The 26,075-nt window shown below is 68.8% G+C and carries 25 protein-coding genes and 2 pseudogenes; 18 read left to right on the forward strand and 9 right to left on the reverse strand.

Going from position 1 to position 26,075, the window contains the following annotated elements; all coding sequences use genetic code 11:
- Positions 1–2 precede the first annotated feature (2 nt).
- A complete protein-coding gene (locus tag OD997_RS12055) occupies positions 3–368 on the forward strand; it encodes a helix-turn-helix domain-containing protein (RefSeq protein WP_434331785.1) in 366 nt (121 codons plus the stop codon).
- Positions 369–380: 12 nt separating this feature from the next.
- On the opposite strand, the gene OD997_RS12060 is transcribed toward OD997_RS12055, so the two are convergent.
- Both OD997_RS12060 and OD997_RS12065 read right to left on the reverse strand, forming a co-directional pair.
- Entirely contained in the window at positions 381–974 is a 594-nt protein-coding gene (locus OD997_RS12060; protein ID WP_434331786.1) for a ClpP family protease, read from the reverse strand.
- On the reverse strand, positions 971–1,585 hold the full coding sequence (locus OD997_RS12065; RefSeq protein WP_434331787.1) for a ClpP family protease: 615 nt from the start codon (positions 1,583–1,585) through the stop codon (positions 971–973). Before OD997_RS12065 ends, OD997_RS12060 begins: the two co-directional genes overlap by 4 nt.
- A 141-nt stretch (positions 1,586–1,726) precedes the next feature.
- Here OD997_RS12065 and OD997_RS12070 point away from each other — a divergent pair, with 141 nt between their 5' ends.
- Positions 1,727–2,194 carry an acyl-CoA thioesterase gene (locus OD997_RS12070; RefSeq protein ID WP_434331788.1) on the forward strand — a complete coding sequence of 156 codons (468 nt, stop codon included), beginning with the start codon at positions 1,727–1,729 and terminating at the stop codon, positions 2,192–2,194.
- A gap of 134 nt (positions 2,195–2,328) precedes the next feature.
- On the opposite strand, the gene OD997_RS12075 is transcribed toward OD997_RS12070, so the two are convergent.
- Positions 2,329–4,128, reverse strand: coding sequence for a hypothetical protein (locus OD997_RS12075; RefSeq protein ID WP_434331789.1), 1,800 nt, complete (start codon positions 4,126–4,128; stop codon positions 2,329–2,331).
- A 216-nt stretch (positions 4,129–4,344) separates the two neighbouring features.
- Here OD997_RS12075 and OD997_RS12080 point away from each other — a divergent pair, with 216 nt between their 5' ends.
- The gene (locus OD997_RS12080; protein ID WP_434331790.1) at positions 4,345–6,054 is read left to right on the forward strand and encodes an AMP-binding protein; all 1,710 of its coding nucleotides are present in this window, start codon (positions 4,345–4,347) and stop codon (positions 6,052–6,054) included.
- A 30-nt stretch (positions 6,055–6,084) separates the two neighbouring features.
- Here the strand turns inward: OD997_RS12080 and OD997_RS12085 are convergent, their stop codons facing one another.
- Both OD997_RS12085 and OD997_RS12090 read right to left on the reverse strand, forming a co-directional pair.
- Positions 6,085–6,480, reverse strand: a complete 396-nt coding sequence (locus tag OD997_RS12085) for a hypothetical protein (RefSeq protein ID WP_434331791.1) — start codon at positions 6,478–6,480, stop codon at positions 6,085–6,087.
- A 120-nt stretch (positions 6,481–6,600) separates the two neighbouring features.
- Positions 6,601–8,073: an MATE family efflux transporter gene (locus OD997_RS12090; protein WP_434331792.1), complete on the reverse strand. Its 1,473-nt coding sequence runs from the start codon at positions 8,071–8,073 to the stop codon at positions 6,601–6,603.
- A gap of 146 nt (positions 8,074–8,219) precedes the next feature.
- On the opposite strand from OD997_RS12090, the gene cycA reads away from it, so the two are divergent.
- The 12 genes from cycA (at position 8,220) to OD997_RS12150 (ending at position 21,498) form a co-directional block, all read left to right on the forward strand.
- Positions 8,220–9,680, forward strand: a complete 1,461-nt coding sequence (gene cycA, locus OD997_RS12095; protein ID WP_434331793.1) for a D-serine/D-alanine/glycine transporter — start codon at positions 8,220–8,222, stop codon at positions 9,678–9,680.
- Between the two features lie 96 nt (positions 9,681–9,776).
- Positions 9,777–10,763, forward strand: coding sequence for an aldo/keto reductase (locus tag OD997_RS12100; RefSeq protein WP_434331794.1), 987 nt, complete (start codon positions 9,777–9,779; stop codon positions 10,761–10,763).
- Positions 10,764–10,794: 31 nt separating this feature from the next.
- A complete protein-coding gene (locus OD997_RS12105; protein WP_434331795.1) occupies positions 10,795–11,448 on the forward strand; it encodes an IMPACT family protein in 654 nt (217 codons plus the stop codon).
- 70 nt (positions 11,449–11,518) lie between these two features.
- Positions 11,519–12,448, forward strand: coding sequence for a DnaJ domain-containing protein (locus OD997_RS12110; RefSeq protein ID WP_434331796.1), 930 nt, complete (start codon positions 11,519–11,521; stop codon positions 12,446–12,448).
- 62 nt (positions 12,449–12,510) lie between these two features.
- Positions 12,511–13,491 (forward strand): squalene cyclase, encoded by a 981-nt coding sequence (locus tag OD997_RS12115; RefSeq protein WP_434331797.1) that lies wholly within the window; start codon positions 12,511–12,513, stop codon positions 13,489–13,491.
- A 149-nt stretch (positions 13,492–13,640) separates the two neighbouring features.
- Positions 13,641–14,633, forward strand: a complete 993-nt coding sequence (locus tag OD997_RS12120; protein ID WP_434331798.1) for a LacI family DNA-binding transcriptional regulator — start codon at positions 13,641–13,643, stop codon at positions 14,631–14,633.
- Positions 14,634–14,668: 35 nt separating this feature from the next.
- Positions 14,669–15,937 (forward strand): extracellular solute-binding protein, encoded by a 1,269-nt coding sequence (locus tag OD997_RS12125; protein WP_434331799.1) that lies wholly within the window; start codon positions 14,669–14,671, stop codon positions 15,935–15,937.
- A 10-nt stretch (positions 15,938–15,947) separates the two neighbouring features.
- Positions 15,948–16,913, forward strand: coding sequence for a carbohydrate ABC transporter permease (locus OD997_RS12130; protein ID WP_434331800.1), 966 nt, complete (start codon positions 15,948–15,950; stop codon positions 16,911–16,913).
- A 2-nt stretch (positions 16,914–16,915) separates the two neighbouring features.
- Positions 16,916–17,755, forward strand: a complete 840-nt coding sequence (locus tag OD997_RS12135) for a carbohydrate ABC transporter permease (RefSeq protein WP_311246151.1) — start codon at positions 16,916–16,918, stop codon at positions 17,753–17,755.
- Between the two features lie 14 nt (positions 17,756–17,769).
- Positions 17,770–18,753, forward strand: a complete 984-nt coding sequence (locus OD997_RS12140; RefSeq protein WP_434331801.1) for a glycoside hydrolase family 130 protein — start codon at positions 17,770–17,772, stop codon at positions 18,751–18,753.
- A 4-nt stretch (positions 18,754–18,757) separates the two neighbouring features.
- Complete coding sequence (locus OD997_RS12145) at positions 18,758–20,800, forward strand: hypothetical protein (RefSeq protein WP_434331802.1); 2,043 nt, start codon at positions 18,758–18,760, stop codon at positions 20,798–20,800.
- A gap of 41 nt (positions 20,801–20,841) precedes the next feature.
- The gene (locus OD997_RS12150) at positions 20,842–21,498 is read left to right on the forward strand and encodes a histidine phosphatase family protein (protein ID WP_434332378.1); all 657 of its coding nucleotides are present in this window, start codon (positions 20,842–20,844) and stop codon (positions 21,496–21,498) included.
- A gap of 16 nt (positions 21,499–21,514) precedes the next feature.
- On the opposite strand, the gene OD997_RS12155 is transcribed toward OD997_RS12150, so the two are convergent.
- Positions 21,515–22,036, reverse strand: a complete 522-nt coding sequence (locus OD997_RS12155) for a hypothetical protein (RefSeq protein ID WP_434331803.1) — start codon at positions 22,034–22,036, stop codon at positions 21,515–21,517.
- A 93-nt stretch (positions 22,037–22,129) separates the two neighbouring features.
- Between OD997_RS12155 and OD997_RS12160 the strand changes: the two are divergent.
- Positions 22,130–22,423: pseudogene (locus OD997_RS12160) on the forward strand (Fur family transcriptional regulator); the annotation flags it as partial.
- On the opposite strand, the pseudogene OD997_RS12165 reads toward OD997_RS12160, so the two are convergent.
- Positions 22,343–22,687, reverse strand: a pseudogene (locus OD997_RS12165) (hypothetical protein); the annotation flags it as partial. The pseudogenes OD997_RS12160 and OD997_RS12165 sit on opposite strands and share 81 nt — an antisense overlap.
- On the opposite strand from OD997_RS12165, the gene OD997_RS12170 reads away from it, so the two are divergent.
- Entirely contained in the window at positions 22,619–24,082 is a 1,464-nt protein-coding gene (locus tag OD997_RS12170; RefSeq protein ID WP_434331804.1) for a catalase, read from the forward strand. The pseudogene OD997_RS12165 and the gene OD997_RS12170 overlap by 69 nt on opposite strands.
- 82 nt (positions 24,083–24,164) lie before the next feature.
- Positions 24,165–24,974, forward strand: coding sequence for an alpha/beta fold hydrolase (locus OD997_RS12175; RefSeq protein WP_434331805.1), 810 nt, complete (start codon positions 24,165–24,167; stop codon positions 24,972–24,974).
- Positions 24,975–24,980: 6 nt separating this feature from the next.
- On the opposite strand, the gene msrA is transcribed toward OD997_RS12175, so the two are convergent.
- Entirely contained in the window at positions 24,981–25,526 is a 546-nt protein-coding gene (gene msrA / locus OD997_RS12180; RefSeq protein ID WP_434331806.1) for a peptide-methionine (S)-S-oxide reductase MsrA, read from the reverse strand.
- On the reverse strand, positions 25,523–25,990 hold the full coding sequence (gene msrB / locus OD997_RS12185) for a peptide-methionine (R)-S-oxide reductase MsrB (protein WP_434331807.1): 468 nt from the start codon (positions 25,988–25,990) through the stop codon (positions 25,523–25,525). The genes msrA and msrB overlap by 4 nt, the downstream gene beginning before the upstream one ends.
- Between the last annotated feature and the right edge of the window lie 85 nt (positions 25,991–26,075).

Consider the following 26,075-nt stretch of genomic DNA (forward strand, 5'->3'; position numbering starts at 1 on the left):
GCATGGCCGACCTCGTCCCGTTCTCCCGCGCACCTCGTCCTGCCCGAGCTTCCCGCCCTCGCCCGAGCGATCCCGAGCCCCTGTGGCGCCACCTCGTCGGCGATCAGCTGCGACGGCGACGACACGACCGCGACGAGACCCTCACCGAGACGGCCGAGAACGCGGGAGTCTCACCTCAGTACCTGTCGGAGGTCGAGCGAGGACTCAAGGAGCCGTCGAGCGAGATGATCGCTGCGATCGCAGGCGCCCTCGACACCTCATTGATCGAACTGACGAGCGCCGTGGCCGACGAGCTGCGCCAGGCGACGGCGGCTCCGGCATCCGCTGCGGTGTCCGTCACCCGTGGGACCTTCGCCCTCGCCGCCTGACGGGCTGGCCCGTCAGCCGGCCCGCTCGCCCAGCACGGTGTCGATCAGTCCGTAGTCCAGGGCAGCGGATGCCGTGAAGACACGGTCACGATCGGTGTCGGCGCGCAGCTCGCTCAGCGAGCGCCCACTGTGCCTGGCGAGGATCGACTCCATGTCCGAGCGCACACGCACGACCTCGTCCGCCGCGAGGATCAGGTCGGGGATCGCGCCGCGTGACTGCCCCGCGGGCTGATGCAGCACGATGCGGGCGTGAGCGAGTGCGGCTCGCTGCCCCGGCGCTCCGGCGGCCACGAGCAGGGCCGCCGGCCCGATCGCCTGCCCGACGCAGGTCGTCGCGATGGCGGGGCGGATGTGCTGCATCGTGTCGTAGATCGCGAGCGCCGCCCCCGGGTCGCCGCCTTCGCTGTTGATGTAGAACTGGATGCCGGAATCCTGACTGTCGGCATCCAGATGCAGCAGCTGCGCGATGAGGGCGTTCGCGACTCCCGCATCGATCCCGGTGCCGAGATAGATGACGCGCTCCGCGAGCAGGTGCGAATAGACGTCCATCACCCGATCGCCTCGTGGATGCTGCGCGATGACGTTCGGGATCGTGTAGCCGCTCATGCGCTCGCCCCCAGACCGACGCGGGCCCGGCGACGCGGCATGAGGTCGCCGAGAGAAGCGACGATCTCGTCGATGAACCCGTAGTCCTTCGCCTGCGTCGCCGTGTACCAGCGGTCGTGCAGCGAGTCCTCGAAGATGCGCTCTCCGGGCTGCCCCGTGTCGTCGGCGATCAGACCGAGCACCGTGTCGCGCATGTGCCGAAGATCGTCGGCCTGCGTCTCGATCTCGCCCGCCGACCCGCCGATGCCCGCAGACCCCTGATGCATCAGGATGCGCGCATGCGGCAGCGCGCGGCGCTTGCCCTTCGTGCCGGCCGACAGCAGGAACTGTCCGGCGCTGCACGCGAGCCCGAGCGCGAGGGTCGAGACGTCGTTCGGCACCATCGTCATCAGGTCGCGGATCGCGAGCATCGACGGAACCGAACCGCCGGGCGAGTGGATCCAGAGGGCGATGTCGGTGGTCGGATCCTCGGCCGAGAGGGTCAGCAGCTGCGTCATCAGCAGCGTGCCGTTGTCGTCGTCGAGTGCGCCGTCGAGCACCAGGACGCGTTCGTGGAACAGCGCACGGCGGGCTTCGGGGCCGAACTGCGGGAGGGTGTTGTCTTCGCTCATGACCTCAGCATCCGCCGCGTCGCTCCGCCTCAGGCGGGTATCCGCCCCGGGCAGATCAGCCGAGAGCAGATCGGCCCGCGGAAGATCGAGCCGGCACACTCGCGTAACACCCCCGACTCACGAGGCTCCTACCCTCGGATCATGGCGAAGCAGAAGACACCCGAGTGGCAGTGGTCCGAGGACGGCATCAACTTCCGTACCCGCAAGTGGGTGCGCCCCGAAGACCTCAACGCGAACGGCTCGCTGTTCGGCGGCAGCCTGCTGAAGTGGATCGACGAGGAGGCGGCGATCTACGCGATCGTGCAGCTGGGCAACTACCGTGCGGTGACCAAGCACATCTCGGAGATCAACTTCGAGGCGTCAGCGGTGCAGGGGGACCTGATCGAGATCGGCCTGCAGGCGACCCACTTCGGCACCACGTCTCTGACCATGCGGGCCGTCGCCCGCAACATGATCACCCGCAAGCGCATCCTCACGATCGAGAAGATCGTGTTCGTGAGCCTGGATGACGACGGGATGCCCACCCCGCACGGCTACAGCGAGATCACCTACAACCGCGATCGGATGCCGACCGAGCGCCTCGCGACGGGGACCATCCGCCTGCCGTAGCGCTTCACACCGGGCGCGCACAGCGAAGGAGATCTCTCGTATCGAAGGATCATCCGACGGATCGGGTCCTTCTGAACGAGAGATCTCCTTCTCAGCGCGCGTCGTGCGCGCGGCACCACGGCAGGGCGGGTGAGTCAGTCCGTCGCGCGGCGGTGGCTGACGCGGTGGCCGATCCAGAAGCCCAGCGCGATGAGTCCGACGAGGGCGATACCGAGCATCCAGGGCAGCATCGACGGGGCTGCGCCGGCCGTGGCGGTCGCGAGCGTGCCCGAGCCGTCGGCGATCAGGCCGTTGCCGTCTGCGAGATCCGAGGCACCCGCCTCGAGGCGGTCACCGCCGTCGGCCAGTTCGCCCGTGCCTGCGGCGACGGTCGCCGCACCCTCCGACAGCTCCCCCACACCGGTGCTGAGCTCGGATGATCCGATCCTGAGGGTCTCGGTTCCCTCCGCGAGCTTGGTGGCTCCCTCGTCGAGGGCGATCGCCCCCGAGCCCAGCCGCACGGATCCGTCGCGCAGGGTGGTCGCGCCCGTCGAGAGCGTCTCGAGCCCCGCCGAGAGCCGGTCGGCACCCGCCCAGAGATCTGCCGTGCCGGCCTTCAGCGGCTGCAGTCCCGCGGCCAGCTGAAGCGCGCCTCCGGACAGCCGGGTCGCGCCCGCACTCAGCGGCTGCACACCCTTCGCGAGCGTCTGCGCTCCCGCCGACAGATCAGCCGTGCCCGACTTGAGGGTTCCCACGCCGGACTCGAAAGCGGATGCGCCTGCGGCAAGGGTCGAGGTGCCGTCCTTCAACTGCTGGACGCCCTTCACGAATGCCGGGGCTCCGGCGGCGGGATCGACCAGAGCGACGGTGCCCGGCCATCCCTGCGCCACGTCGCCGTTGACGAGCGCATTGGCACCGCCTGCGACCTTCTGTGCGCCGGCAGCGGCCTGAATCGTGCCCTGCGCGAGAACGGGAGCGGCCGCTGCTGCACCCGCGATCCCGTCGACCTGCGCGTCGACTCCGGCGGCGAGCGCCGCCAGCTCCTGGAGCTGCGTGTCGGCCGGGTCTGCCGCCGCGCGCTGCGCCAGCGCGTCGGCCAGCTGCTGCGAGTTCGCGGGCGCACCGTTGGCGGCCGCCGTGATCGCGGAGGCGGCCGACGGGTCGGCCAGCGCCCGGAGCTGCGGGGTGACCGCGGCGGTGAGAGCGGAGTTCAGCTGGTTCGCGCCGGTGAGGACCTGCCCGGCGACCAGGTGAGCGCCGTTGACGCCCGCCGCGAGGCTCGTCGCACCGCTCAGCACGCTCTGCGCTCCGGCGTCGACCTTCTGCGCGCCCGTCGTGAGGTCCTGCGACCCGGCGACGAGGGAGTTCGCGCCCGTGTCGAGCTTCTGCGCACCCGCCGAGACCTGCTGAGCGCCCTCGAGCGCCGAGCGGGTTCCCGCGTCGACCTGCTGCGCCCCGTCGGACACCTGCCTGGCACCGTCGAGCGCGGTCTGCGCACCCGCATCCGCTCGGGTCAGCCCGGCCTCGAGCCGCTGCGCCCCGGTCAGTGCCGACAGCGCTCCCGCGCTGAGGCGGGCTGCGCCGTCTGCGGCGGTGGATGCTCCGGCAGCCAGCGTGTCGGCGCCGGTGGCGAGCGCGGCGGCTCCGGTCGAGGCGCTCTGCGCACCCGCGGCGACCTTCTCCGAACCGACATGGGCGCTGTCCGCACCTGCGGCGAGCTCCTGCGTGCCGGAGGCCAGCTTGTCAGCTCCGGACGAGAGGTCGACGGCACCGGCTGCGAGATCCGCCGACCCGTCTCGAGCGATGGTCGTGCCGTCGGCGAGCTCGGCGGCACCGGCCGCGATCTTGCCGGTGGTCAGGAAGAACAGGATCACCATCGCGGCCAGCAGCAGGCTGAGCACGATCACGGCGATGCGCATGCCGATTCCGTGCGCGTGGGGCTTTGCACTCGTCATTGAGAACTCCCGGGGTCAGTGGCGTCGTTGCCACCGGCGAGTGTATGGGCGTGGTTCTCAGGTCACGCACAGCTTTGCGCCGTGGAACCACGTTCCATCGATGATGGGATTCAGTTTCTTGTTGGAACACCACAAGATCCGTTGGCCGTGAGTCAACAAGCGACGGCCGCCGACATGCCCGAAGATGGAGTCGTCCGTCGAGCAAGGGAGCCCCGAATGAGCCGCAGCGCCACCGCAGCCACGACCGCGATCCGCGAGATGCGCGACTTCCTCTTCGCGACCGCCACCGATTACGCCGCAGCGCGCGACGGATTCTCCTGGCCGACGCCCACCGAGTTCAACTTCGCGCTCGAATGGTTCGACGTCGTCGCGGGCGAAACCCCCGACCGCCCGGCCGTGCAGATCGTCTCGGCCGACCTCAGCCTCGAGTCGTGGAGCTACGGCGACCTCTCCGCGCGTTCAGACCAGGTCGCCGCGTGGCTGATCGGCCTCGGCATCCGTCGAGGCGACCACGTCATCGTGATGCTCGGCAACACGATCGAGCTGTGGGAGGTGATGCTCGCGATCACGAAGATCGGCGCGGTGTCGATCCCGACCTCGACGCTGCTCTCGGCATCCGACCTCGCCTACCGCGTCGAGCACGGCCGCGCCCGCGCGATCGTGACCCTGGGCTCGCTCGCCGAGCGCATCGCCGACATCGACGCCGATGTGCTGCGCATCGGGGTGAGTGACGGCATCCCCTCCGAGTGGACGCGCTTCGCCGACTCGACCACCGCGCCGACGACGTTCGCGCCGGATGCCGCGACACCCGCCGACGACACGGCCCTGCTCTATTTCACGAGCGGCACGACCAGCCGACCGAAGCTCGTGCAGCACACCCACGTCTCGTACCCGATCGGACACCTGTCGACCATGTGGTGGCTGGGTGTCCGGCCCGACGACGTGCACCTCAACATCTCGTCGCCCGGGTGGGCGAAGCACGCCTGGTCGAGCTTCTACTCGCCTTTTCTCGCCGAGGCGACCGTGTTCGTCTACAACTACGACCGCTTCGACGCGAACGCCCTCATGCAGGTGATGGACACGCACCACGTCTCGACTTTCTGCGCGCCGCCCACCGTGTGGCGCATGCTGATCCAGGCCGACCTCGCGCGCCTCACCCATCCTCCGCGCGAGCTCGTCGGCGCCGGCGAACCCCTGAACCCCGAGGTCATCGACCGCGTGCGCGAGGCGTGGGGCGGCACGATCCGCGACGGGTTCGGGCAGACCGAGATGACGGCCTGCGTGGGCAACTCCCCCGGTCAGGTCGTGAAGGTCGGATCGATGGGCCGCCCGCTGCCCGGCTACCCGGTCGTGCTGCTCGACCCCGCCACCGGAGAGCTCGCCGAATCCGAAGGCGAGATCGCACTCGACCTCGCGCACCCGCCCGCAGGGCTCATGGCGGGGTACTACGACGACCCCGAGAAGACGGCCGAGTCGCGCGTCGGCGGCTACCACCACACCGGTGACATCGCTCAGCGGGATGCCGAGGGCTACCTCACCTACATCGGTCGCGCCGACGACGTGTTCAAGGCATCCGACTACAAGATCTCGCCGTTCGAGCTCGAGTCGGTGCTGCTCGAGCACGATCTCGTGATCGAGGCCGCGGTGATCCCCAGCCCCGACCCGACGCGACTGGCGGTGCCGAAGGCCTACGTGTGCCTGCGCACGGACGCGGTGGATGCCGAGGCCGACGCCGCACGATCGATCTTCGCGTACGCCCACGACCGGCTCTCGTCGCACCTGTGGGTGCGCATCATCGAGTTCGTACCTGAGCTGCCCAAGACGATCTCGGGCAAGATCCGCCGCGTCGAGCTCCGCGCCAGAGAAGCCGAGCGCGTGACGTCAGGCGACGAGTCCGGGCAGCACCGCGACCGCGACTACCGCTGAGCCCGCGCCCGCGGCTCAGCCGGCGCGGGCTCAGCCGGCGAGTGCGGGCTGCGAGCCGGTGCTCGGCGCCGTCGCCGTCGTGCGCCGTGCGGGCAGCGGCTCGGGCGCATCGGCGAGGGACTGAGCCCGTGCCGTTCGGGCGGCCTGACGCGCCGGTTCCCCGGCGCTCACGATGGCTCGCACCACGGCGCCGATCACGAGCATCGCGGCGAGCACGACGCCGGACACGAGCAGCGGCGTCCACTGGCTCGCGAAGGACGCGGTGGAGCTGAGCATCGCACTCGGGATCCACAGACCCACCGCTCCGCCGGCGAGCCCCGCGGCGCCGCGCATGATCGCGACTCCTGCGACGATCGCGCACAGAGCCGCGATCACGGCTCCCACCACTCCGATCGGCACCAGTATCGATGCCAGTTCGTTTGCCACTCTTGATGACGTCATCACGACCCCCCGGTCAAACGGAATCTCCGTGCTACCCACACTACGAAGTGTCGGCATATCGGGCATCCATCTCAAGGATGATGTTCCGCAACTGTGACGCGTCGTTCAGCGGCGCTTCAACCTCGCGAAACGCGACGTCCTGATCACGCGCACCGGCTGGGTGACGACCGCGTCGACGACCATCGAGCCGTCGGTCGGTCCGATGATCGCCATCGCCGACGTCTCGGTCGACTCGACGGGATCCACCGGCATCCGGCCGAGGTCGCGATGGGCTCGCACGTACGCGGGGACCAGCAGGGCGATCGCGCCGAGCCAGGCGAGCGGGTTGCTGAGCGCCACGCCCTCGAAGCCGATCAGCGCGCCGAGCACGAGAGCGGCGCCCACCCGCATCACGAGCTCGACCACCCCGGTGACCGTGGGGATGAGCGTGTGGCCGAGCCCCTGCAGCGCGCCACGCAGCACGAACAGGACGCCGAGCGCCCAGTATCCACACCCGTTGATGATCAGCATGAGGTGCGCGAGCCGGACGACCTCGTCCGACCCCTCTCCGACGAAGAGGCGCACCATGGGCGAACCGAACGCGATGATCAGCGCTCCGAGTGCGAGACCTGCGGCGATCGCCATCCAGGTGCCCTCGATCACTCCCCGGCGGATGCGGTCGGGCCGGCGCCCGCCGAGGTTCTGCGCCGCGTACATCGACGACGCCAGACCCAGCGATGACAGGAAGGCCACGGCGAGACCGTCGACCCGCGATGCAGTCGTGTAGGCGGCGACCGCCTCGGAGCCGAGGGTGTTGAGGGCGACCTGCACCACGAGCGTCCCGATCGCGATGATCGACGCCTGGAAGCCCATCGGGAGCCCGAGGCGCAGGTGCTCCCGGAAGTCGTCGCGAGTGACCCGCCAGTCGGCGCGGCGCAGGTGCAGCATCGGCAGGCGACGACGCACGAACTCGAGGCACAGCGCGACCGAGACCGCCTGGGCGACGACCGTCGCGAGGGCCGCTCCGCCGACGCCCCACTCGAGGGGGCCGACCATGAGGACGACGAGGCCGACGTTGAGCGCGCACGACACCGTGAGGAAGATCAGGGGCGTGCGCGAGTCGCCGATCGCCCGGATGATCGCCGAGAGGTAGTTGAAGAACATCGTCGCGCTCGCGCCGATGAAGCTGATCTGCGTGAAGATCGTCGCCTCGGGCATGAGCTCGGCCGGCGTCTGCAGCAGAGAGAGCACGGGGGCGGCGATCAGAGGCGCGACGATCGTGAGCACGACGCTCGTGATGCCGGTGAGGATCACGCCGGTCGCGACCGATCGCCGGACGGCAGCGCCGTCGCCCGCGCCGAACGCCTGGGCGATCGGGATCGCGAAGCCGCTGGTCAGACCCCAGGCGAAGCCGATCAGCAGGAAGAGCAGGCTGCCGGTGGCCCCGACGGCCGCGAGGGACTCGACGCCGAGGTGGCGCCCGACGACGACGGCGTCGGCGAACTGGTACATCTGCTGCACGACGTTGCCGAGCAGCAGGGGGATCGAGAACGAGAGGATGACACGCCACGGGCGGCCCGTGGTGAGAGAGGTGGCCATGAAGGAAGCGGCTCGCAGAACTGGGGGATGATCGGGGGTCGAACCAGGATATCGAATCGATTCGGTTAACTGCCATCCCCGATCGGCAAGTACGGTCGGAAGGATGCCGCAGCGGGTCGCGGCACGGAACACCGGAGGTTCGAGCGATGACGACACAGAACACGGAAGGAACCGTCGGGGTGGACGGAGCCGCCGATGGAGACGAGCAGCACCTGAAACGGGCTCTCAGCAACCGGCACATCCAGCTGCTCGCGATCGGCGGAGCGATCGGCACCGGCCTCTTCATGGGCAGCGGCAAGACGATCTCGGTCGCCGGCCCCTCGGTGATCTTCGTCTACATGATCATCGGCTTCATGCTCTTCTTCGTCATGCGGGCGATGGGCGAGCTGCTGCTGTCGAATCTCAAGTACAAGTCCTTCAGCGACTTCGCGAGCGACCTGCTCGGCCCGTGGGCCGGCTTCTTCACCGGATGGACCTACTGGTTCTGCTGGGTCGTCACCGGTGTCGCCGACGTGATCGCGATCGCCGGATACACGGATGCGCTGTTCCCCGGCATCCCGTTGTGGATCCCCGGCGTGCTCGTGATCGTCATCCTGCTCGCGCTGAACCTGCCCACCGTCGCCGCGTTCGGCGAGATGGAGTTCTGGTTCGCGCTGATCAAGATCATCGCGATCGTCGCACTCATCATCACGGGACTCGTGATGATCTTCACCGGCTTCCAGCACGACGCCGGCACCGCGAGCTTCAGCAACCTGTGGGATCACGGTGGCATGTTCCCCCACGGCTTCATGGGCTTCGTGGCGGGATTCCAGATCGCGGTGTTCGCGTTCGTCGGCGTCGAGCTCGTCGGCACCGCGGCGGCCGAGACCAAGGACCCCGAGAAGAACCTGCCGAAGGCGATCAACGCGATCCCGATCCGCATCCTGCTGTTCTACGTGGGCGCGCTCGTGATCCTGATGGCCGTCACCCCGTGGACCGAATACGTCGCGGGCGAGAGCCCCTTCATCGCGATGTTCGCCCTGGCGGGCCTGGGCATCGCCGCGACCGTCGTGAACCTGGTCGTGCTGACCTCGGCGATGTCGAGCGCCAACTCGGGCATCTACTCGACCTCGCGCATGGTGTTCGGCCTCGCGAAGGACGGCGACGCCCCGCGCATCTTCGGGCGCCTCTCGAAGCGCCGAGTACCTCAGAACGCTCTGTTCTTGTCGTGCATCCTGCTGTTCTCTGGCGTCGTGCTGCTCTATGCGGGCGACGACATCGGCACGGCCTTCGACATGGTCACGACGGTGTCTGCCGTGTGCTTCATGTTCGTCTGGACGATCTTCCTCTGCAGCTACCTCGTCTACCGGCGCAGGCGCCCCGAGAAGGTCGCGGCGTCGACCTTCAGGATGCCCGGCGGCGTCTTCATGGTCTACGTGGTGCTCGCGTTCTTCGTGTTCATCCTCTGGGCGCTCACGACCCAGCCCGACACGCTGACCGCGCTGCTGGTGACGCCGATCTGGTTCGTGCTGCTGCTCGTGGCCTGGCTGTTCGTACGCAGATCGCAGAACCACCTGACGCGCCATGCGGCTCACATCGCATACCTGCGCGACGACTCCGCGGAGTAGTCGCGACGGTTCGGACGGTGTCTGAGGGAGGTTCCGACAGGCCCTCCCTCAGCGCCGTCAGCGGGCGTAGCGTCGGCCTTGACGAAAGGACTCGACATGCACAATCGCACACTCGGACAGGGGCTCGAGGTCTCGGCTGTCGGACTCGGCTGCATGGGGATGTCGCAGAGCTACGGCCCGAACCCCGGCGACCGCGGCGAGATGATCGCCGTGCTGCGTTCGGCGCTCGACCTCGGCGTGACGTTCTTCGACACGGCGGAGGTCTACGGGCCCTACGTCAACGAAGAGCTGGTCGGTGAGGCGCTGGAGCCGATCCGTGACCAGGTCGTCATCGCGACGAAGTTCGGCTGGCGCATCGAAGACGGCAAGAGCGTCGGGCTCGACAGCCGCCCCGAGCAGATCCGCCGCGCCGCCGACGAGTCGCTGCGACGCCTCCGCACCGACGTGCTCGACCTCTTCTACCAGCACCGTGTCGACCCCGATGTGCCGATCGACGACGTCGCGGGCACCGTCGGCGAGCTGATCGCCGAGGGCAAGGTGCGTCACTTCGGTCTCTCCGAAGCATCCGCCTCGACGATCCGCCGCGCGCACGCGGTGCAGCCGGTCACGGCAGTGCAGAGCGAGTACTCGCTGTGGACCCGTGACCCCGAAGACGAGGTGCTTCCCACTCTCGCCGAGCTCGGCATCGGCTTCGTGCCGTTCAGCCCATTGGGCAAGGGATTCCTCACCGGCACGGTCGACCAGAAGACCTCGTTCTCAGACGGGGACATCCGCGGCACGATCCCGCGCTTCAGTGAGGAGAATCGGGCCGCGAACCAGGCCCTCGTGAGTCACGTCACTTCTCTCGCGGAGGCGAAGGAGGCATCGTCAGGCCAGATCGCGCTGGCCTGGCTGCTCGCCCGCGAACCATTCATCGTCCCCATTCCCGGCACGAGGCGCACCTCGCGGATCGCCGAGAATGCGGGAGCGACGGCCGTCGCACTCTCGGCCGACGAGATGGCGGATCTCGACCAGCTCGCCGCCCGTGTCGGTGTGCAGGGCGACCGCTACAACCCGCAGCAGATGTCGTTCGTCGACCGTTGAGCACGCATGGTGGCTGGGTAGTCTGGGGCGGATGACCTCCGCCCGCACCTACCCGGCCACGATCGCCGCGCCTGTGGAGCACGAGCTCGTCATCAAGAAGTCGCGGTTCATCGCGACCGTCGAGCCGGTCGGGTCGGTCGAGGAGGCGGACGCCGTGATCGCCCGCCTCCGCAAGCAGTGGTGGGATGCCAGGCACAACTGCACCGCGATGGTGACCGGTCTGCTCGGCGATCAAGCACGGTCGTCGGATGACGGCGAGCCCTCGGGAACAGCCGGGGTGCCGATGCTCGAGGTGCTGCGCCGCCGCGAGCTCACGGATGTCGTGGCGGTGGTCACCCGCTACTTCGGCGGTGTGAAGCTCGGCGCCGGCGGCCTGGTGCGGGCGTACTCCTCGGCGGTCTCGGAGGCCCTCGACCTCGCGGCGGTCGTGCGGCGGCAGTCGCTCACCCGGATCACGATGGAGGTCGCACACGCGGACGCCGGTCGCTTCGACAACCTGCTGCGCGACTGGGTGCTGCACCACGGCGCGACGCTCGGCGAACCTCGCTACGGGGCGCTGGCGACGCTCGAGGCCTGGGTTCCTGCACACGAGCTCGACAGGCTCGCGGACGACATCGCCGCGGCCTCCGCCGGAGCCGTCGTGCCCGTAATCGGCGGCGAGCGCATCGTCGACGTGCCTGGCTGATCCCGTCCGCCACGGCTGATCCACAACGGCAGCCGGATATTCTGGATGCCGCGATCTCGGAAGGAGAGCGATGTTCGACAGCCCGCTCTCGGCTTCTGCCTACGAGATCCTCGGTGTGGACCCGTCGGTCGACGATGTCGAGCTGCGGCGCGCGTATCGACTGCGTCTGCGCGAGACCCACCCGGACACCGGAGGCGACGCCGCCGTGTTCATCCAGGTGCAGCGCGCGTGGGAACTCGTCGGCACCATCGAGAGTCGCGCCGCCTACGACCGCCGCTCGGGCGCGCATCCCGGCATCCCCTCGGAGCCGGAATGGAGCGGATGGCGCCCGCAGTCCCCGACGCGCACCGACACACGCCCGCGGGCGCGCTCGTACGGCCACCCAGGCGGCTGGCGACGTGAGCGCTACCTCTCGCTGATCCGCGAATGGGTGGGCCGCGGCGTCGAGGTTCCCGATCCGTACGACCCCGCGCTCGTGCGCTCGGCACCGCGAGACCTGCGACGACTGCTCGCCGATGCGCTGGCCGAAGAGGCGACCGCCCGCACGGTGAGCGCCCTCGGCATGGGGTTCACCGTCTGGCACGACGTCGCCACGAGCGCCGATGCCGACGACAAGCTCGACCACGTGGTGCTCAGCCCGTCGGGACTGTACGCGGTGATGTCAGAGGACTTCGGCGGAGTCGTCGGATTCCGGCGCGGTGAGATCACCGGCCCGAGCCTCGGCACCCGCGCGCCCGTCACCGCGGCCCTCTCGCGCATGCGCACGGTCGCCAAGGCCGCTCGGGTGAAGTTCGGCGGAGTGATCGTCGTGCTCCCCGACGACGATCTGGCGCAGGCCGTCACGCCCCTCGGCAGCAGCCGCGGAGTGCCCGTCGTCGTCGTGCGGCGCAGCGCGCTGTCGATGGTGCTGCGTCAGGGAGTTCCGGGCGCCAGGGCGATCGGCGGCAACGAGCTGTTCGACGTGCGCACCCGCCTGCAGCAGACCGTCACGTTCGTCTGAGCGGCACCGTCTCGCATCCACCGGGCTTACGGCCGGCGAGGGTCGGAGAGTAGCGTGCACGCATGGCGATGACGACAGAGGTGATGGCGTGGTTGCTCGACTCGGACCCGTCGGTGCGCTGGCAGGTGGAGCGTGACGTGCTCCACGCGCCGGCCGACGTGTGGCGGTCCACACGCTCGCGGGTCTCGACCGAAGGATTCGGGGCCGCCCTCCTCGCCGCACAGGATCCCGACGGGCGCTGGGATGGCGGCGCGCACTTCCCCGGCGATTTCTTCGGCACCGACGAGGCGGAGCAGCCGGGACAACCGTGGACGGCGACGAGCTGGTCGCTGAACCAGCTGCGGGAGTGGGGCGTCGACGCCGTCGCACTCGGCGACACCGCTGAGCGGCTCGCACGCAACTGCCGGTGGGAGTACGACGACATGCCGTTCTGGGGCGGCGAGGTCGATGTGTGCATCAACGCCTTCACCCTCGCGAACGGGGCATGGCTGGGAGCCGACGTCTCGCGGCTCGTTCGCTGGTTCCCTGAGCACCGGCTCGCCGATGGCGGGTGGAACTGCGAGGCCGAAGAGGGCGACTCGGTGCGGTCATCGTTCCATTCGACACTCAACGCCGTCCGCGGGATGCTCTCGTACGAGCAGTCGACCGGCGACACATCGCTGCGGTCCACTCGGCATGCCGGCGAGGAGTATCTCTTGCGGAGGCAGCTGGCGTTCCGCGCCTCCACCGGAGAGCTCGTCGACGACTTCGTGACCCACTTCGTCTACCCCAGCAGATATCGATACAGCGCTCTGACGGCGCTCGATCACTTCCGCGACGCGGCTCTGACCGATGGCACATCGCCCGACCCGCGGATCCGAGAAGCGGTCCGGCTCGTGCGAGGTGCCCGCGAGGCTGACGGCACCTGGTTGCAGGGCAGCCCGCTGCGAGGGCGGACCTGGTTCGCCGTCGATGCGGCCGAAGGCGAGCCGTCTCGATGGCTCACCCTCATCGGCACGCGCGTCCTGGACTGGTCCGACGGGCACGACGCCACCGCGGCGTGAGCGACCCCCGATCTCCGGCGCGGTGATCCGGGAGGTCTTGACCACGGTCGTCAAACCGGTTTACACTCGCTTCACCCGCAATCGTCAAACCGGTTAGATCCTGCCAGACCGGATGCCGACGATCGCCCGATGTTCCACGAGGAGGTGGCATGAGCCGCACGACGATCGCCGACGTCGCCCGCGAGGCCGGCGTCACCAAGGCCACCGTCTCGCACGCCCTGAGCGGCAAGCGGCCCATCTCCGATGACACGAGGGCCAAGGTCCTCGCTGCTGCCGAGAAGCTGAACTGGGTTCCGAGCCAGAGCGCCAGGGCTCTGGCCACGCAGAAGGCCAATGCCGTCGCCGTCGTCCTGGCCCGCGACCCTGAGGTCATCGCGAACGACTCGTTCTTCCCGGCCTTCATCGCGGGCGTCGAGTCTGTGCTCGCCGAGACCGAGACCGGGCTGATCCTGCATGTCGTCCCCGACCGCGCCGCCGAGGAGCGCGCCTACCGCGCTCTCAGCCACGGGCGCGCCGACGGCGCCCTGCTGCTCGACCTGCGCACCGACGACTGGCGCGTGCCGCTGCTCGAAGAACTCGAGCTGCCCGCCGTGCTGGTGGGCGCCTACGAGCGGCCGACCCGGTTCTCGTGCGTCCGCACCGACGACGCGGAGCCGATCCGCGAGATCATCGCGCACCTGCGCAGCGAGGGTCACGAGCGCATCGCGCATGTCGCCGGTCCTCTCGACTACGTGCACTCGCGGGTGCGCGCGGATGCCTACGTCGACGCCGTCGGAGGAGACGAGCTGCTGCGCGAGGGCGACTTCACCGCCGCCAGCGGCCGCGCCCGCACCGCCGAGCTGCTCGACCTGCCTGACCACCCGACCGCCATCCTGTACTCGAACGACACCATGGCGATCGCCGGCCTGTCGTTCGCACGCTCGAGCGGGCTCAGCATCCCCCGCGATCTCGCGATCGCCGGCTTCGACGACGACCATCTCTCCGCCCACCTCTCCCCCGCTCTCACGAGCGTCTCGTCCGGGCCCGCCGCGCGAGGACGCGCGGCAGCCCGCCTGCTGCTGGCCGACATCCTGGGCGCCGAACCGCGCACCGAGGTCGTCGACTGCAACATCGTGCACTTCCGGGAGAGCACCACCCGTTAGACGATCACCCGAACCATCGCGTCAAGGAGGACACCATGAAGAAGAAGATCCGCGCAGCAGCGCTCTTAGGAGCGGCAGCGCTCGTCGTCACCGGATGCTCGGCAGGCGGGGGCGGCGGCGAAGGCTCGGCCGACTCCACCGGCCCCATCGACATCTGGCTGTCGAACAACGAGCAGGAGGTCGCCTGGGGCACCGCCGTCGTCGACGCCTGGAACGCCGAGCACCCCGACGAGAAGGTCAACGCCCAGGAGATCCCCGCGGGCTCGTCGTCGGAAGAGGCCATCACCGCCGCGATCACCGCGGGCACCGCGCCCTGTCTCGTCTACAACGTGGCTCCGGCCGCCGTGTCGGGCTGGGTCAAGCAGGGCGGCCTCTTCGACCTCAGCACCATGGAGGGCGGCGGCGACTACATCACCGACCGAGGCGGCGAGGTCGACTCATACGCCACCGACGGCAGCTTCTACCAGCTGCCGTGGAAGTCGAATCCCGTGATGGTGATGTACAACAAGGCGCTGTTCCAGGCCGCGGGCATCGACCCCGAAGACCCGCAGATGGCCACGTACGACGAGTTCCTCGAAGGGTCCCGCGCGATCGTCGCATCGGGCGTGCAGAGCGCCATCTGGCCGGCGCCGACGAGCGAGTTCTACCAGCCGTGGTTCGACTTCTACCCGCTCTACCTCGCCGAGACCGACGGCACGATGCTCGTCGAAGACGGAAAGTCGACGTTCGACTCGGATGCCGGCAGCGAGGTCGCCGAGTTCTGGAAGACCTTCTACGACGAGAAGCTCGCCCCGAACGAGGCATCGACCGACGACGCCATGTCTGCGGGCACCACCGCCATGCAGCTCGCGGGCCCCTGGGCGATCCCGTCGTACGCCGACACCGTCGACGTCGGCTTCATGCCGGTGCCCACGAGCGACGGCCGCGAGAACCCGACGACCTTCGCCGACTCGAAGAGCGTCTCGATGTTCACCGCCTGCGAGAACCAGGGCACGGCGTGGGAGTTCCTGAAGTTCTCCACCAGCGTCGAGAGCGACGGACAGCTGCTCGAGGCGACCGGTCAGATGCCGATGCGCACCGACCTCACCGGCACGTACGCCGACTACTTCGACGCGAACCCGAACTACGTGGCCTTCGCCGAGCAGGCCGAGGCGACGGCGGATGTGCCCAGCATCCCCAACTCCGTCGAGGCCTGGCAGGCCTTCCGCGACGAGTACTCCGCCTCCGTGATCTTCGGCAAGGAGTCGATCGGCGACTTCCTGAAGACCGCCGCGACGAAGATCGACGACCTCGTCGCCGAGTGATGAACCGGCCATGACGCTCCGAGACGACGCCGTCGCGGACGTGGTCGGGGGCACTGCTGCCCCGGCCCCGTCCGCGGGACGGCCACCCAGGGGGCGATTGCGCACCCGACTGCTGGGCGCGCAACCGCTCGGCGCGCTGTTCGCGCTGCCGTACTTCGTCTTCGTGATCGCGATCTTCGCGTACCCCCTCGGGTTCGCGATCTACATCGCCTTCCACGACTACTTCTTCACCGCCCCCAACGTCGAGGTCGAGCGCCCCTTCGTGGGCTTCGACAACTTCGTCACCGTGCTCACCGACCCGCGCGTGCTCGGCTCGTTCCGCAACACGCTGATCTTCCTCGTCATCAACGTGCCGCTCACCGCCGTGCTCTCGCTCGTGCTCGCCGCGGCGCTGAACACCGGCATCCGCTGGGTCGCCGCCTACCGGGTGGCGTTCTACGTGCCGTACCTCACGGCGAGCGTCTCGCTCGTCGGCGTCTGGATGCTGCTGTTCTCGGGCAACGGGCTGATCAACACCATCCTCGGCCCGCTCGCCCCCGACCCGTCGTGGTTGGTGAACAGCGGCCTCGCGATGCCGATGATCGCGCTGTACGTGACCTGGAAGCAGCTGGGGTTCTACATCCTGCTGTACCTCGCAGCCCTGCAGAACGTGCCCAAGGAGCTCTACGAGTCGGCCGAGACCGACGGCGCCGGTGCGTTCTCGCGCTTCTGGAACGTCACGATCCCCGGCGTCCGCAATGCGACAACGCTCGTGCTGATCCTCTCGATCATCACCGGCGCGAACCTCTTCACCGAGCCGTACCTGCTCACGAACGGCGGCGGCCCCGACGGCGCCTCCTCGACACCCGTGCTGCTCATCTACCAGCTGGGCATCCAGCAGCAGAACCCCGACACCGCGGCTGCGATCGGCATGATCCTCGTGATCCTGGTCGGGATTCTGTCGCTCGCCGCCAACCGCGCAACCAGGGAGCGATGACCATGAGACGCAAGCGTTCGCTCCCCCGCATCCTGAGCCTGGTGCTGCTCACGGTCGCGGCCATCGGCTTCGCCTTCCCGTTCTACTTCATGCTGGTCGGCGCCTTCCAGGAGAACCCGACGAACTCGCCGAACGAGCTCTTCCCGACATCCGGGTGGACCGTCGACAACTTCGTCGCGATCGACTCGCGCATCGACCTGGTCGGCTCGCTGCTCAACTCGCTGATCTTCACCGCCGGCGTGCTGCTGGGGACCGTCGTGTTCGGCCTGCTCGCGGGCTATGCGATCGCCAGGCTCGACTTCCGCGGTCGCGGCGTGATCTGGGTGCTGATGCTGCTCGTCCAGATGGTGCCGTTCCAGCTGCTGATGATCCCGCTCTACGTGCAGATCACCCGCAGCTACGGGCTCGGCGACTCGTACCTGGGCATGATCCTGCCGTTCCTCATCAACACGACGGCGGTGTTCATCTTCGTGCAGTTCTTCAAGGCGCTGCCCGTGGAGATCTTCGAGGCGGCGCGCATCGACGGCGCGGGAGAGATCCGCCTGCTGACGTCGGTCGCGATCCCGCTGATCAAACCGGTGCTCGTGACCGTCGTGCTCGTCACCTTCATCGGTCCGTGGAACGAGTTCCTCTGGCCGTTCCTCATCACGAAGGACTCGTCGCTGCAACCGCTCGCCGTGTCCCTCGCGAACTACATCTCCAACGTCGCGCAGTCCACGGCGAACCCCAACGGCGCGATCCTCGCCGGTGCGACAGCGCTGGCGTTCCCCGTCGTGATCCTGTTCGTCGTCTTCCAGCGGTTCTTCCGAGCCACCGACCTCGGCGCGGCCGTCAAAGGCTAGCCAGAAAGGCATCCATGTTCTCCGGAGCCACCTTCCCCCTGGGCCCGTTCACCCCCTACGAGGCCAACCCGATCCTGCGACCGAAAGGCGACAGCTGGGAATCGGCGAACCTCTACAACCCGGCGGCGATCGTCGACGGCGACGAGGTCGTGCTGCTGTACCGTGCGCACGCCGACGACATCGTGTCGCACATCGGCATCGCGCGGTCGAAGGACGGCGTGAACTTCACCCGCGAGGACGCACCGATCCTCTCCCCCTCCGAGGACTACGAGCGCTTCGGATGCGAGGACCCGCGCATCGCGCTGATCGACGGCACGTACTATCTGACCTACACCGGATGGGACAGGCGGAGCGCCCAGCTGTGTCTCGCGACCTCGACCGACCTGCGCACCTGGACCAAGCACGGTCCGCTGTTCGACGACTTCGACACGTTCAAGACCATGGACCCGCGCGGGTTCAACTGGTCGAAGGCCGGGGTCATCGTGCCGCAGAAGATGCACGGGAAGTGGTGGATGTACTTCGGCGAGGGAGCGATCTACTGGGCGACCAGCGACGACCTGATCCACTGGACGCCCGGAACCGCCGACACCGAGCCGATGTACTCCCCGACGCCCGGCACGTGGGACGAGGCTCTCGTCGAGATCGGCACCTCGCCGGTGCTGGCCGACAACGGCCTGCTGGTGTTCCTCACGAACGGGGCGACCCGCACGGTGCACGAGGACGGCTCGGTCGACGTCGACTACCGCTGCGGCCAGTTCGCGATCGACCCCGACGAGCCGACGAAGGTGATCGCCCGGCTCCAGGAGCCGTGGCTGCGGCCGCAGACGTTCGAGGACACGCACGGCCTGGTGTCGAACGTGACGTTCGTCGAGGGGCTCGTCAAGTTCCAGGAGAAGTGGTTCGCCTACTACGGGCAGTCCGACACGACACTGGCCGTCGCCATCCACGACCCGGCCCAGCCCTGGGGTCGCGCACTGAGAGATACGAACGAGGAATGAGACCATGTCCCTCTCCCGACGCACGTTCCTGACCGCGGCGGCCGCCGGCTCGGCGCTCGCGCTGCTGCCCTTCGACGCCCACACCGCGCAGGCCACGGCATCCGCCGGTCTTCGCCCCTGGGGCTCCGCACCGTTGGACACCGCGCGCGGTGCGCGACTCACGAACCTCGCCCACCTGCGGTTCCTGCTCGCCGAGGTGCCCGTGGTCGCGAGTGCCACGCACACCACGTTCGGCATCGAGGCCTCACCGCGCGTGCTCGCGCCGTGGACGTATGCCGACACCGACGGCGCGGGCGGATACCGCCCGGTCGGCGGCGGCACGCGGGACGCTGTCACCGGGTACTGGACGCAGGGCGCGTACAACGCCGACGACATCGCCCGCGCGGCCATCGTGTTCCTTCGGGACTGGACGGCGACCGGCGACCCGCAGAGCCGAGACGAGGCGCGTGATGTGCTGCGCTCGCTCGCGTTCCTGCAGACGACGAGCGGCGACAACGCCGGCCGCGTCGTGCTGTGGCAGCAGGAGGACGGCACGCTGAACCCCAGCGCGATCCCCGTCGAGCTGCCCGACCCCTCGGATTCCGCGGAGTCGTACTGGCTCGCCCGCACGGTGTGGGCGTTCGGCGAGGGGTATGCCGCGTTCCGCCGGGAGGATGCCGCCTTCGCGGCGTTCCTGCTCGAGCGCCTGCATCTCGCCCTCGATGCTCTCGGTCGCGAATCGCTGTCGCGCGCCGGACAGTGGGTGCGCAGCGACGGCAAGGATCTGCCCGCCTGGCTGATCGCCGGCGGAGCGGATGCCACGGCCGAGGCGATGCTCGGGCTCGCCGCCGCGACCGAGGCAGGCGATGCGCGCAGCCGCCAGGCCCTGCAGACCTATGGCGAGGGTGTGGGCGCGATGGCCACCGATCCGTCGAAGGGCTGGCCGTTCGGCGCCGTGCTGCCGTGGACCGGGTCGCTCGGGTTCTGGCACGCGTGGGGTGCGGCTGCGCCCGAGGCCCTGGCCAGGGCCGGAGCGCTGCTGCGTCGGCGCGACTGGAGGGCCGCGGCCGTCGCGGATGCCGGCACGTTCACGCCGCAGGTGCTCGCCTCGGGCGGGCCGCACAACGCGTGGGCGCCGTTGCCCGCCGAAGCGCAGATCGCCTACGGCGCGCACGGTCGCGTCGCCGGGGCCGTGCAGGCCGCGACTGTCGGAGGGGAGGGACTGCGCGTGCTCGCAGGGCTCGCGGCGGGCTGGTTCTTCGGGGCCAACACCGCCGGCATCCCGGTCTACGATCCCGCCACCGGCGTGACATTCGACGGCGTCGAGACCGACGGCCGCGTGAATCGCAACTCCGGTGCGGAATCCACGATCCACGGGCTTCTCACGATGCTCCTGCTCGATGCGAACCGCGACATCGCCCGCATCGCGACGTCTATCACCGGACTGTCCTCGTTCTCGGGGCTGCGGGTGATCGACGCCGAGAACGCTCGACTCTCGGCGGGCTGCGAGATCGTGCGCCCCGAGGGCGGCGCGTGGATCGGAGAGGGCAACCTCTCTGGCGCCGCGTACGTACGGGTGCCCGCCGGCGAGTCCGTCGAGTTCGACGTGACCGAGGCCGGCGGCATCCTGCACGGGCTCATCTGGCGCCAGGCTGCGGATGCCGGAGAAGCCGTGTGGGAGGTGTTCCGCGGTCGCAAGCGGCTCTGGAGTGCACGCACCCCCGCCGGTGGAACCGGCGATCGAGGCCTCACCGAAGCCGACGGGATGCTGGTTCCCCAGCTGCTCGGCGGAGACCTGCCGTCCGAGGCGGTGACCGTGCGCTGCACGAGCCGCGGTGACGTGCGGCTCGATGCCCTGGTGATCCAGCCTGCGGTCGCTTCGGCCGTCTACGCGACGACCTCCGGTGCCGCGGTGCTCTACGCCAACGGGGGCCGCCGCGATCAGCGGGTCGCGCCTCTCGCCGGTGGTGCGGGACGCTCGTACGACGCCGACGGATCGCAGCGCGGTCAGGCCGTACAGGGTGGCCAGGTGCGGGTGCGCGGAGGCGGGTTCACGATCACCCGGTGACGGGTTCCGGGTCACCGGACTACGGTTGCGGTGTGCCCGCGATCCCCGAATACGACCCGCTGCCCGATCACCCCGCGCCCGACAATCCGCAGGGAAAGCTCGTGCTCCTGCGCCATGGAGAGACGGAATGGTCGAAGGCGGGCCTGCACACCGGCCTCACTGACATCCCGCTCACCGCGCGAGGCGAGGATCTCGCCCGCGGCGCGGGACAGCTGGTCGCCGACTACGACTTCTCTCTCGTGCTGTGCTCACCGCTCGAGCGTGCCCGGCGCACCGCCGAGCTCGCGGGGCTGCACGCCGAGGTCGATCCGCTGCTCGTCGAGTGGGACTACGGCGGATACGAGGGTCGCACGACGAAGGACATCCGCGAAGAGCTGGGCTACGACTGGAGTGCCTTCACTCACGGTGTGATCCGCGGCGCGACGCCGGGAGAGACCGTCGAAGAGGTCGCGGCCCGCGCCTCCCGCGTGCTCACCCGCGTGCTGCCGGCGTTGACCGAAGGTGATGTGGCGCTGGTCGCGCACGGGCACTTCCTCCGCATCCTCACCGCGGTCTACCTGCGACTGGCTCCGCGCTTCGGCGCTCAGATCACGCTGGATGCCGGATCGGTGTCGGTGCTCAGCTTCTACCGAGAGCAGCCGGCGATCCTGACGTGGAACTACGGCCTCGAACTGCCCCTCGTGCCCTCAGAGTCCTGACGCCCACGACCTCGGCTCAGCTGATCTGCTTCAGCGACAGGGCGTAGATCGTCGGATCGCCGTCGAGGTCCATCACGATCTGCATCCCGGTGGCCGCGGTGGTGATGTCGAACGCGATCGTCTCATTCGCGCAGACGATCGGCTCGGCAGAGGGCTCCGCGTCGAGCTCGCCGGCCGTGAGCGTGAGGATGCCGTCGCCTCGGCAGGCGAGCTGCGCCTGATAGGCACCCGCCGCCTGAGTCGTCAGGTCGGTCACGTGGTGAGCGGAGGTGTTCTCGCTCAGCCATCCGGACAATATCGGACTGGGGCCGTTGTCACCGGTGTTCGGCACCGCAGTCTCGGCCCAGTCCCTGATCTCGTCGACGGGCATCGGGAGCAGTGCTTCGTCGGCGTCAGCCGCGTTCTGAGTGGGCGTGGGAGCGGGAGTCGACGGGGAGGGTGATCCGGTCGGTGATGCGACGGGCTCCCCCGTGCATCCGGCGAGCGCCACACCCGCCGCCAGGATCAGTCCGATCGTCGCCGCTCGTCTCGTGTCCATCCCTCCACGCTACGGTTCTGCCCGGAGCGCGCAACCGCCTCCGCCGACACGCCGATCTTTTGAATAACTAAAAACAGCAGGTATAGTCGAGGCATGGACACCGACCTCGACTCCGCGCTTCGCGATGCGGGGCTGCGGGCGACCGCGGGCCGCGTCGCTGTGCTCGAGGTGATGGAATCCATGGCCCACACGGATGCGGAACGGGTCTACCGCGCCGTGTCCGAGGTGCTTCCGACGACGTCGATCCAGTCGGTGCACAACATCCTCGCGGACCTGACGACGGCGGGCCTGCTCCGCCGGATCGAACCGGCAGGCTCCGCGGCGCTCTACGAACGGCGCATCGGCGACAACCACCATCACGTCGTCTGCACCCGGTGCGGTGCGGTCGGCGATGTGGACTGCGTCGTCGGCGAAGCGCCGTGTCTCACCCCGTCTTCGGCGGGGGGATTCACCGTCCGAACAGCCGAAGTCACCTTCTGGGGCCTGTGCCCCAGTTGCCAGAACGCCGCGCAGTAGCATCCGACGTCCCACCCGGGCAGCCGGGGTGCTTGTCGTACCTGCGTGCAGAAGGAGAAGAAGAACATGACCGACCCATCGACCACACCTGCGACCACGACGCAGACGGGAACGCCCGTCGCCAGCGACGCGCATTCGCTCACCGTCGGCGCCGACGGCCCCACGGTCCTGCACGACCGTTACCTCGTCGAGAAGCTGGCCTCGTTCAACCGCGAGCGCGTGCCGGAGCGCAACCCGCACGCCAAGGGCGGCGGAGCATTCGGAACGTTCACCGTCACCGAAGACGTTTCGGCCTACACCCGCGCAGCGGCCTTCCAGCCCGGCGCTCAGAGCGAGACTCTGCTGCGCTTCTCGTCGGTCGCCGGCGAGCAGGGCTCCCCCGACACCTGGCGCGACGTGCGCGGTTTCGCGCTGCGCTTCTACACGCCCGAGGGCAACCTCGACATCGTCGGCAACAACACCCCGACGTTCTTCCTGCGCGACGCCATGAAGTTCCCCGACTTCATCCACTCGCAGAAGCGCCTCGGCGACTCGGGTCTGCGCGACGCCGACATGCAGTGGGACTTCTGGACCCTCTCGCCCGAGTCCGCCCACCAGGTCACCTACCTCATGGGTGACCGAGGCCTGCCCCGCAGCTGGCGCCACATGAACGGCTACGGCTCGCACACCTACCAGTGGGTCAACGCCGCCGGAGAGCGCTTCTGGGTGCAGTACCACTTCCTGTCGAAGCAGGGCGTCGAGGCGATGAGCGCCGAAGAGGCCGAGAAGCTCGCAGGATCGGATGCCGACTACTACCGTCGCGACCTGTTCGACGCGATCGCGAGCGGCGATGCCCCCTCGTGGGACGTCTACGTGCAGATCATGCCGTACGACGAGGGCAAGACGTACCGCTTCAACCCGTTCGACCTGACGAAGACCTGGTCGAAGAAGGACTACCCGCGCATCAAGGTCGGCACGTTCACGCTCGACCGCAACCCGCAGAACTTCTTCGCCGAGATCGAGCAGGCCGCGTTCTCGCCCGGCAACCAGGTGCCCGGCACCGGCATCTCGCCCGACAAGATGCTCATGGCTCGCGTGTTCGCGTACTCGGATGCTCAGCGCTACCGCATCGGTGCGAACTACAACCAGCTGCCGGTCAACCAGCCGCATGCGGCCGAGGTGCGCAACTACATGCACGAAGGCCAGATGCAGTACAAGTTCAACCCGGCCGAGCACCGTGTCTACACGCCGAACTCGTACGGCGCAGCCGGCGGTCCGACCGCCGATCCCGCAGCCGGTGTCGAGGCGAGCTGGGAGTCGGACGGCGAGCTGATCCGCGCCGCTGCGACCCTGCACCTGGACGACGACGACTTCGGCCAGGCCGGAACCCTGTACCGCACGGTCTTCGACGACGAGCAGCGCGCTCGCTTCCTCGAGACGCTGACCGGTCAGGGCCAGGGCATCACGATCGACGCGATCCGTGAGCGCTTCTTCCAGTACTGGACGAACGTCGACGCGTCGCTGGGTGACGCGCTGCGCGCTCGCTTCTGAGTCGCATCCGCTGACAGCCGAGACCCATCGTCCCCTTGGGGCCGGTGGGTCTCGGCGTATCCGCCCCCGGAGCAGGAGGACAATGGATGCCGTGGCCGTCCCTCTCTCCGACCTGACCAACATGCCCGAACCCCAGCAGGTGCACGCCGCTGACGGCACTCGCCTCGCGACGTACACGTGGGGTGACCTCGACGCCCCAGTGGTCGTGATCGTGCACGGCTTCGCGTCGAGCGCCCGCGACACCTGGGTTCTCACGGGGTGGGTGCGCGAGCTCACCAGGGCCGGCTATCGGGTGCTCGCGCTCGATCAGCGCGGCCACGGCCTCAGCGAGAAGCCGCATCAGGCCGACGCCTACGGCATCCGCACTCTGGCGACCGATGTCGAGACGGTCATGGACACGTATCTCGTCGACGAAGCCGTCTACGTCGGGTACTCGCTCGGAGCACGGGTCGGGTGGGAGGTCGTGCGCGATCTGCCGCATCGCATCGGCCGCGCGGTGCTGGGCGGTGTGCCGGACGGCATCCCTCTCGCCCGTCTCGATCTCGATCAGGTGCGCGCGTACCTGGCAGACGGCACACCGGTGTCGGACCCGACGACGCAGAACTACATCGCGCTGACCGAGCGCGTGCCGGGCAATGATCTCGCGGCCCTGGTGGCGCTGGCCGAGGGGATGCGGTCGTCACGGACGATCGATCCCGATCCGGCGAATGCGCCGGCCGGCCCGATCCTGTTCGCGACGGGGTCGAAGGACGCGATCATCGAGGGATCCCGTGCGCTCGCCTCAGCCGCACCTCAGGGCAGATTCTTCGAGATCCCGGATCGTAATCACTTCAACGCTCCGGGATCCCGCGCCTTCAAGGAAGCAGCACTGGCCTTCCTCGCAGACAGTTGATCGGACTCAGACCGCGGCGCTCTGCTCGCGCTTCGGCAGCACCCATCCCGCACGCGGGAAGTGGCAGGTGTAGCCATTGGGGTACTTGATCAGGTAGTCCTGGTGCTCTTCCTCGGCCTGCCAGAACGGGCCCTCGGGCTCGATCGTGGTGACGGCCTTGGCCGGCCACAGACCCGAGGCGTCGACGTCGGCGATCGTGTCGCGGGCGACGGTCTCCTGCTCGGGCGTGAGCGGGAAGATCGCCGAGCGGTAGCTCGATCCGATGTCGTTGCCCTGACGGTCCTTGGTCGACGGGTCGTGGATCTGGAAGAAGAACGCCAGGATGTCGCGATACGTCGTCTTCGTGGGGTCGAAGACGATCTCCACGGCCTCGGCGTGACCGGGGTGATTGCGGTACGTCGCGTGGTCGTTGCTGCCGCCGGTGTAGCCGACACGGGTGTCGAGCACGCCGGGCTGGCGGCGGATGAGGTCTTCCATGCCCCAGAAGCAGCCGCCGGCGAGCACGGCGGTCTCGGTCCCGGGGGTGCGGGTGATGGTTCCGGTGTCGGTCATGAGTTCTCCTCAGTGTTCGGGGTGGCGAAGAGGTGACGGTAGCGACCGTACCCCTCATCTTCCAGGCTGTCAGCCGGGATGAAGCGGAGGGCTGCGGAGTTCATGCAGTAACGCAGGCCTCCGGCGTTGCGTGGCCCGTCGTCGAAGACGTGACCCAGGTGGCTGTCGGCACCGCTGGATCGCGCCTCGGTGCGCTTCATCCACAGCGTACGGTCTGTGCGAGTGGTCACGGCGTCGGGCTCGATCGGGCGGGTGAAGCTCGGCCATCCGGTGCCGCTCTCGAACTTGTCGGTCGATGCGAACAACGGCTGACCTGAGACGACATCGACGTAGATGCCGTCGTCGTGGTTGTTCCAGTACGCGTTGCGGAAGGGAGGCTCGGTGGCATCCTCCTGCGTGACCTCGTACTGCAGATGCGTGAGGTCGCTGACGGCCTCGGGGGTCTTGCTGTACTCGTTCGACATGATCTGACTCCTTGTCCGACGCGGCTGGCTGCAGCGTCATAGAGAAGAACCAGCGGCACCCCGGATTTGGTCCCGCAGGACTGTG

The organism is Microbacterium sp. CGR1 (assembly GCF_051062835.1).
In the GTDB taxonomy this organism is placed as follows: domain Bacteria; phylum Actinomycetota; class Actinomycetes; order Actinomycetales; family Microbacteriaceae; genus Microbacterium.

Coding starts and splice junctions, on each gene's coding strand:
- OD997_RS12055 (WP_434331785.1), top strand. CDS start 3: ATGGCCGACCTCGTCCCGTTCTCCCGCGCACCTCGTCCTGCCCGAGCT.
- OD997_RS12060 (WP_434331786.1), bottom strand. CDS start 974: ATGAGCGGCTACACGATCCCGAACGTCATCGCGCAGCATCCACGAGGC.
- OD997_RS12065 (WP_434331787.1), bottom strand. CDS start 1,585: ATGAGCGAAGACAACACCCTCCCGCAGTTCGGCCCCGAAGCCCGCCGT.
- OD997_RS12070 (WP_434331788.1), top strand. CDS start 1,727: ATGGCGAAGCAGAAGACACCCGAGTGGCAGTGGTCCGAGGACGGCATC.
- OD997_RS12075 (WP_434331789.1), bottom strand. CDS start 4,128: ATGACGAGTGCAAAGCCCCACGCGCACGGAATCGGCATGCGCATCGCC.
- OD997_RS12080 (WP_434331790.1), top strand. CDS start 4,345: ATGAGCCGCAGCGCCACCGCAGCCACGACCGCGATCCGCGAGATGCGC.
- OD997_RS12090 (WP_434331792.1), bottom strand. CDS start 8,073: ATGGCCACCTCTCTCACCACGGGCCGCCCGTGGCGTGTCATCCTCTCG.
- cycA (WP_434331793.1), top strand. CDS start 8,220: ATGACGACACAGAACACGGAAGGAACCGTCGGGGTGGACGGAGCCGCC.
- OD997_RS12100 (WP_434331794.1), top strand. CDS start 9,777: ATGCACAATCGCACACTCGGACAGGGGCTCGAGGTCTCGGCTGTCGGA.
- OD997_RS12105 (WP_434331795.1), top strand. CDS start 10,795: ATGACCTCCGCCCGCACCTACCCGGCCACGATCGCCGCGCCTGTGGAG.
- OD997_RS12110 (WP_434331796.1), top strand. CDS start 11,519: ATGTTCGACAGCCCGCTCTCGGCTTCTGCCTACGAGATCCTCGGTGTG.
- OD997_RS12115 (WP_434331797.1), top strand. CDS start 12,511: ATGGCGATGACGACAGAGGTGATGGCGTGGTTGCTCGACTCGGACCCG.
- OD997_RS12120 (WP_434331798.1), top strand. CDS start 13,641: ATGAGCCGCACGACGATCGCCGACGTCGCCCGCGAGGCCGGCGTCACC.
- OD997_RS12125 (WP_434331799.1), top strand. CDS start 14,669: ATGAAGAAGAAGATCCGCGCAGCAGCGCTCTTAGGAGCGGCAGCGCTC.
- OD997_RS12130 (WP_434331800.1), top strand. CDS start 15,948: ATGACGCTCCGAGACGACGCCGTCGCGGACGTGGTCGGGGGCACTGCT.
- OD997_RS12135 (WP_311246151.1), top strand. CDS start 16,916: ATGAGACGCAAGCGTTCGCTCCCCCGCATCCTGAGCCTGGTGCTGCTC.
- OD997_RS12140 (WP_434331801.1), top strand. CDS start 17,770: ATGTTCTCCGGAGCCACCTTCCCCCTGGGCCCGTTCACCCCCTACGAG.
- OD997_RS12145 (WP_434331802.1), top strand. CDS start 18,758: ATGTCCCTCTCCCGACGCACGTTCCTGACCGCGGCGGCCGCCGGCTCG.
- OD997_RS12155 (WP_434331803.1), bottom strand. CDS start 22,036: ATGGACACGAGACGAGCGGCGACGATCGGACTGATCCTGGCGGCGGGT.
- OD997_RS12170 (WP_434331804.1), top strand. CDS start 22,619: ATGACCGACCCATCGACCACACCTGCGACCACGACGCAGACGGGAACG.
- OD997_RS12175 (WP_434331805.1), top strand. CDS start 24,165: ATGGATGCCGTGGCCGTCCCTCTCTCCGACCTGACCAACATGCCCGAA.
- msrA (WP_434331806.1), bottom strand. CDS start 25,526: ATGACCGACACCGGAACCATCACCCGCACCCCCGGGACCGAGACCGCC.
- msrB (WP_434331807.1), bottom strand. CDS start 25,990: ATGTCGAACGAGTACAGCAAGACCCCCGAGGCCGTCAGCGACCTCACG.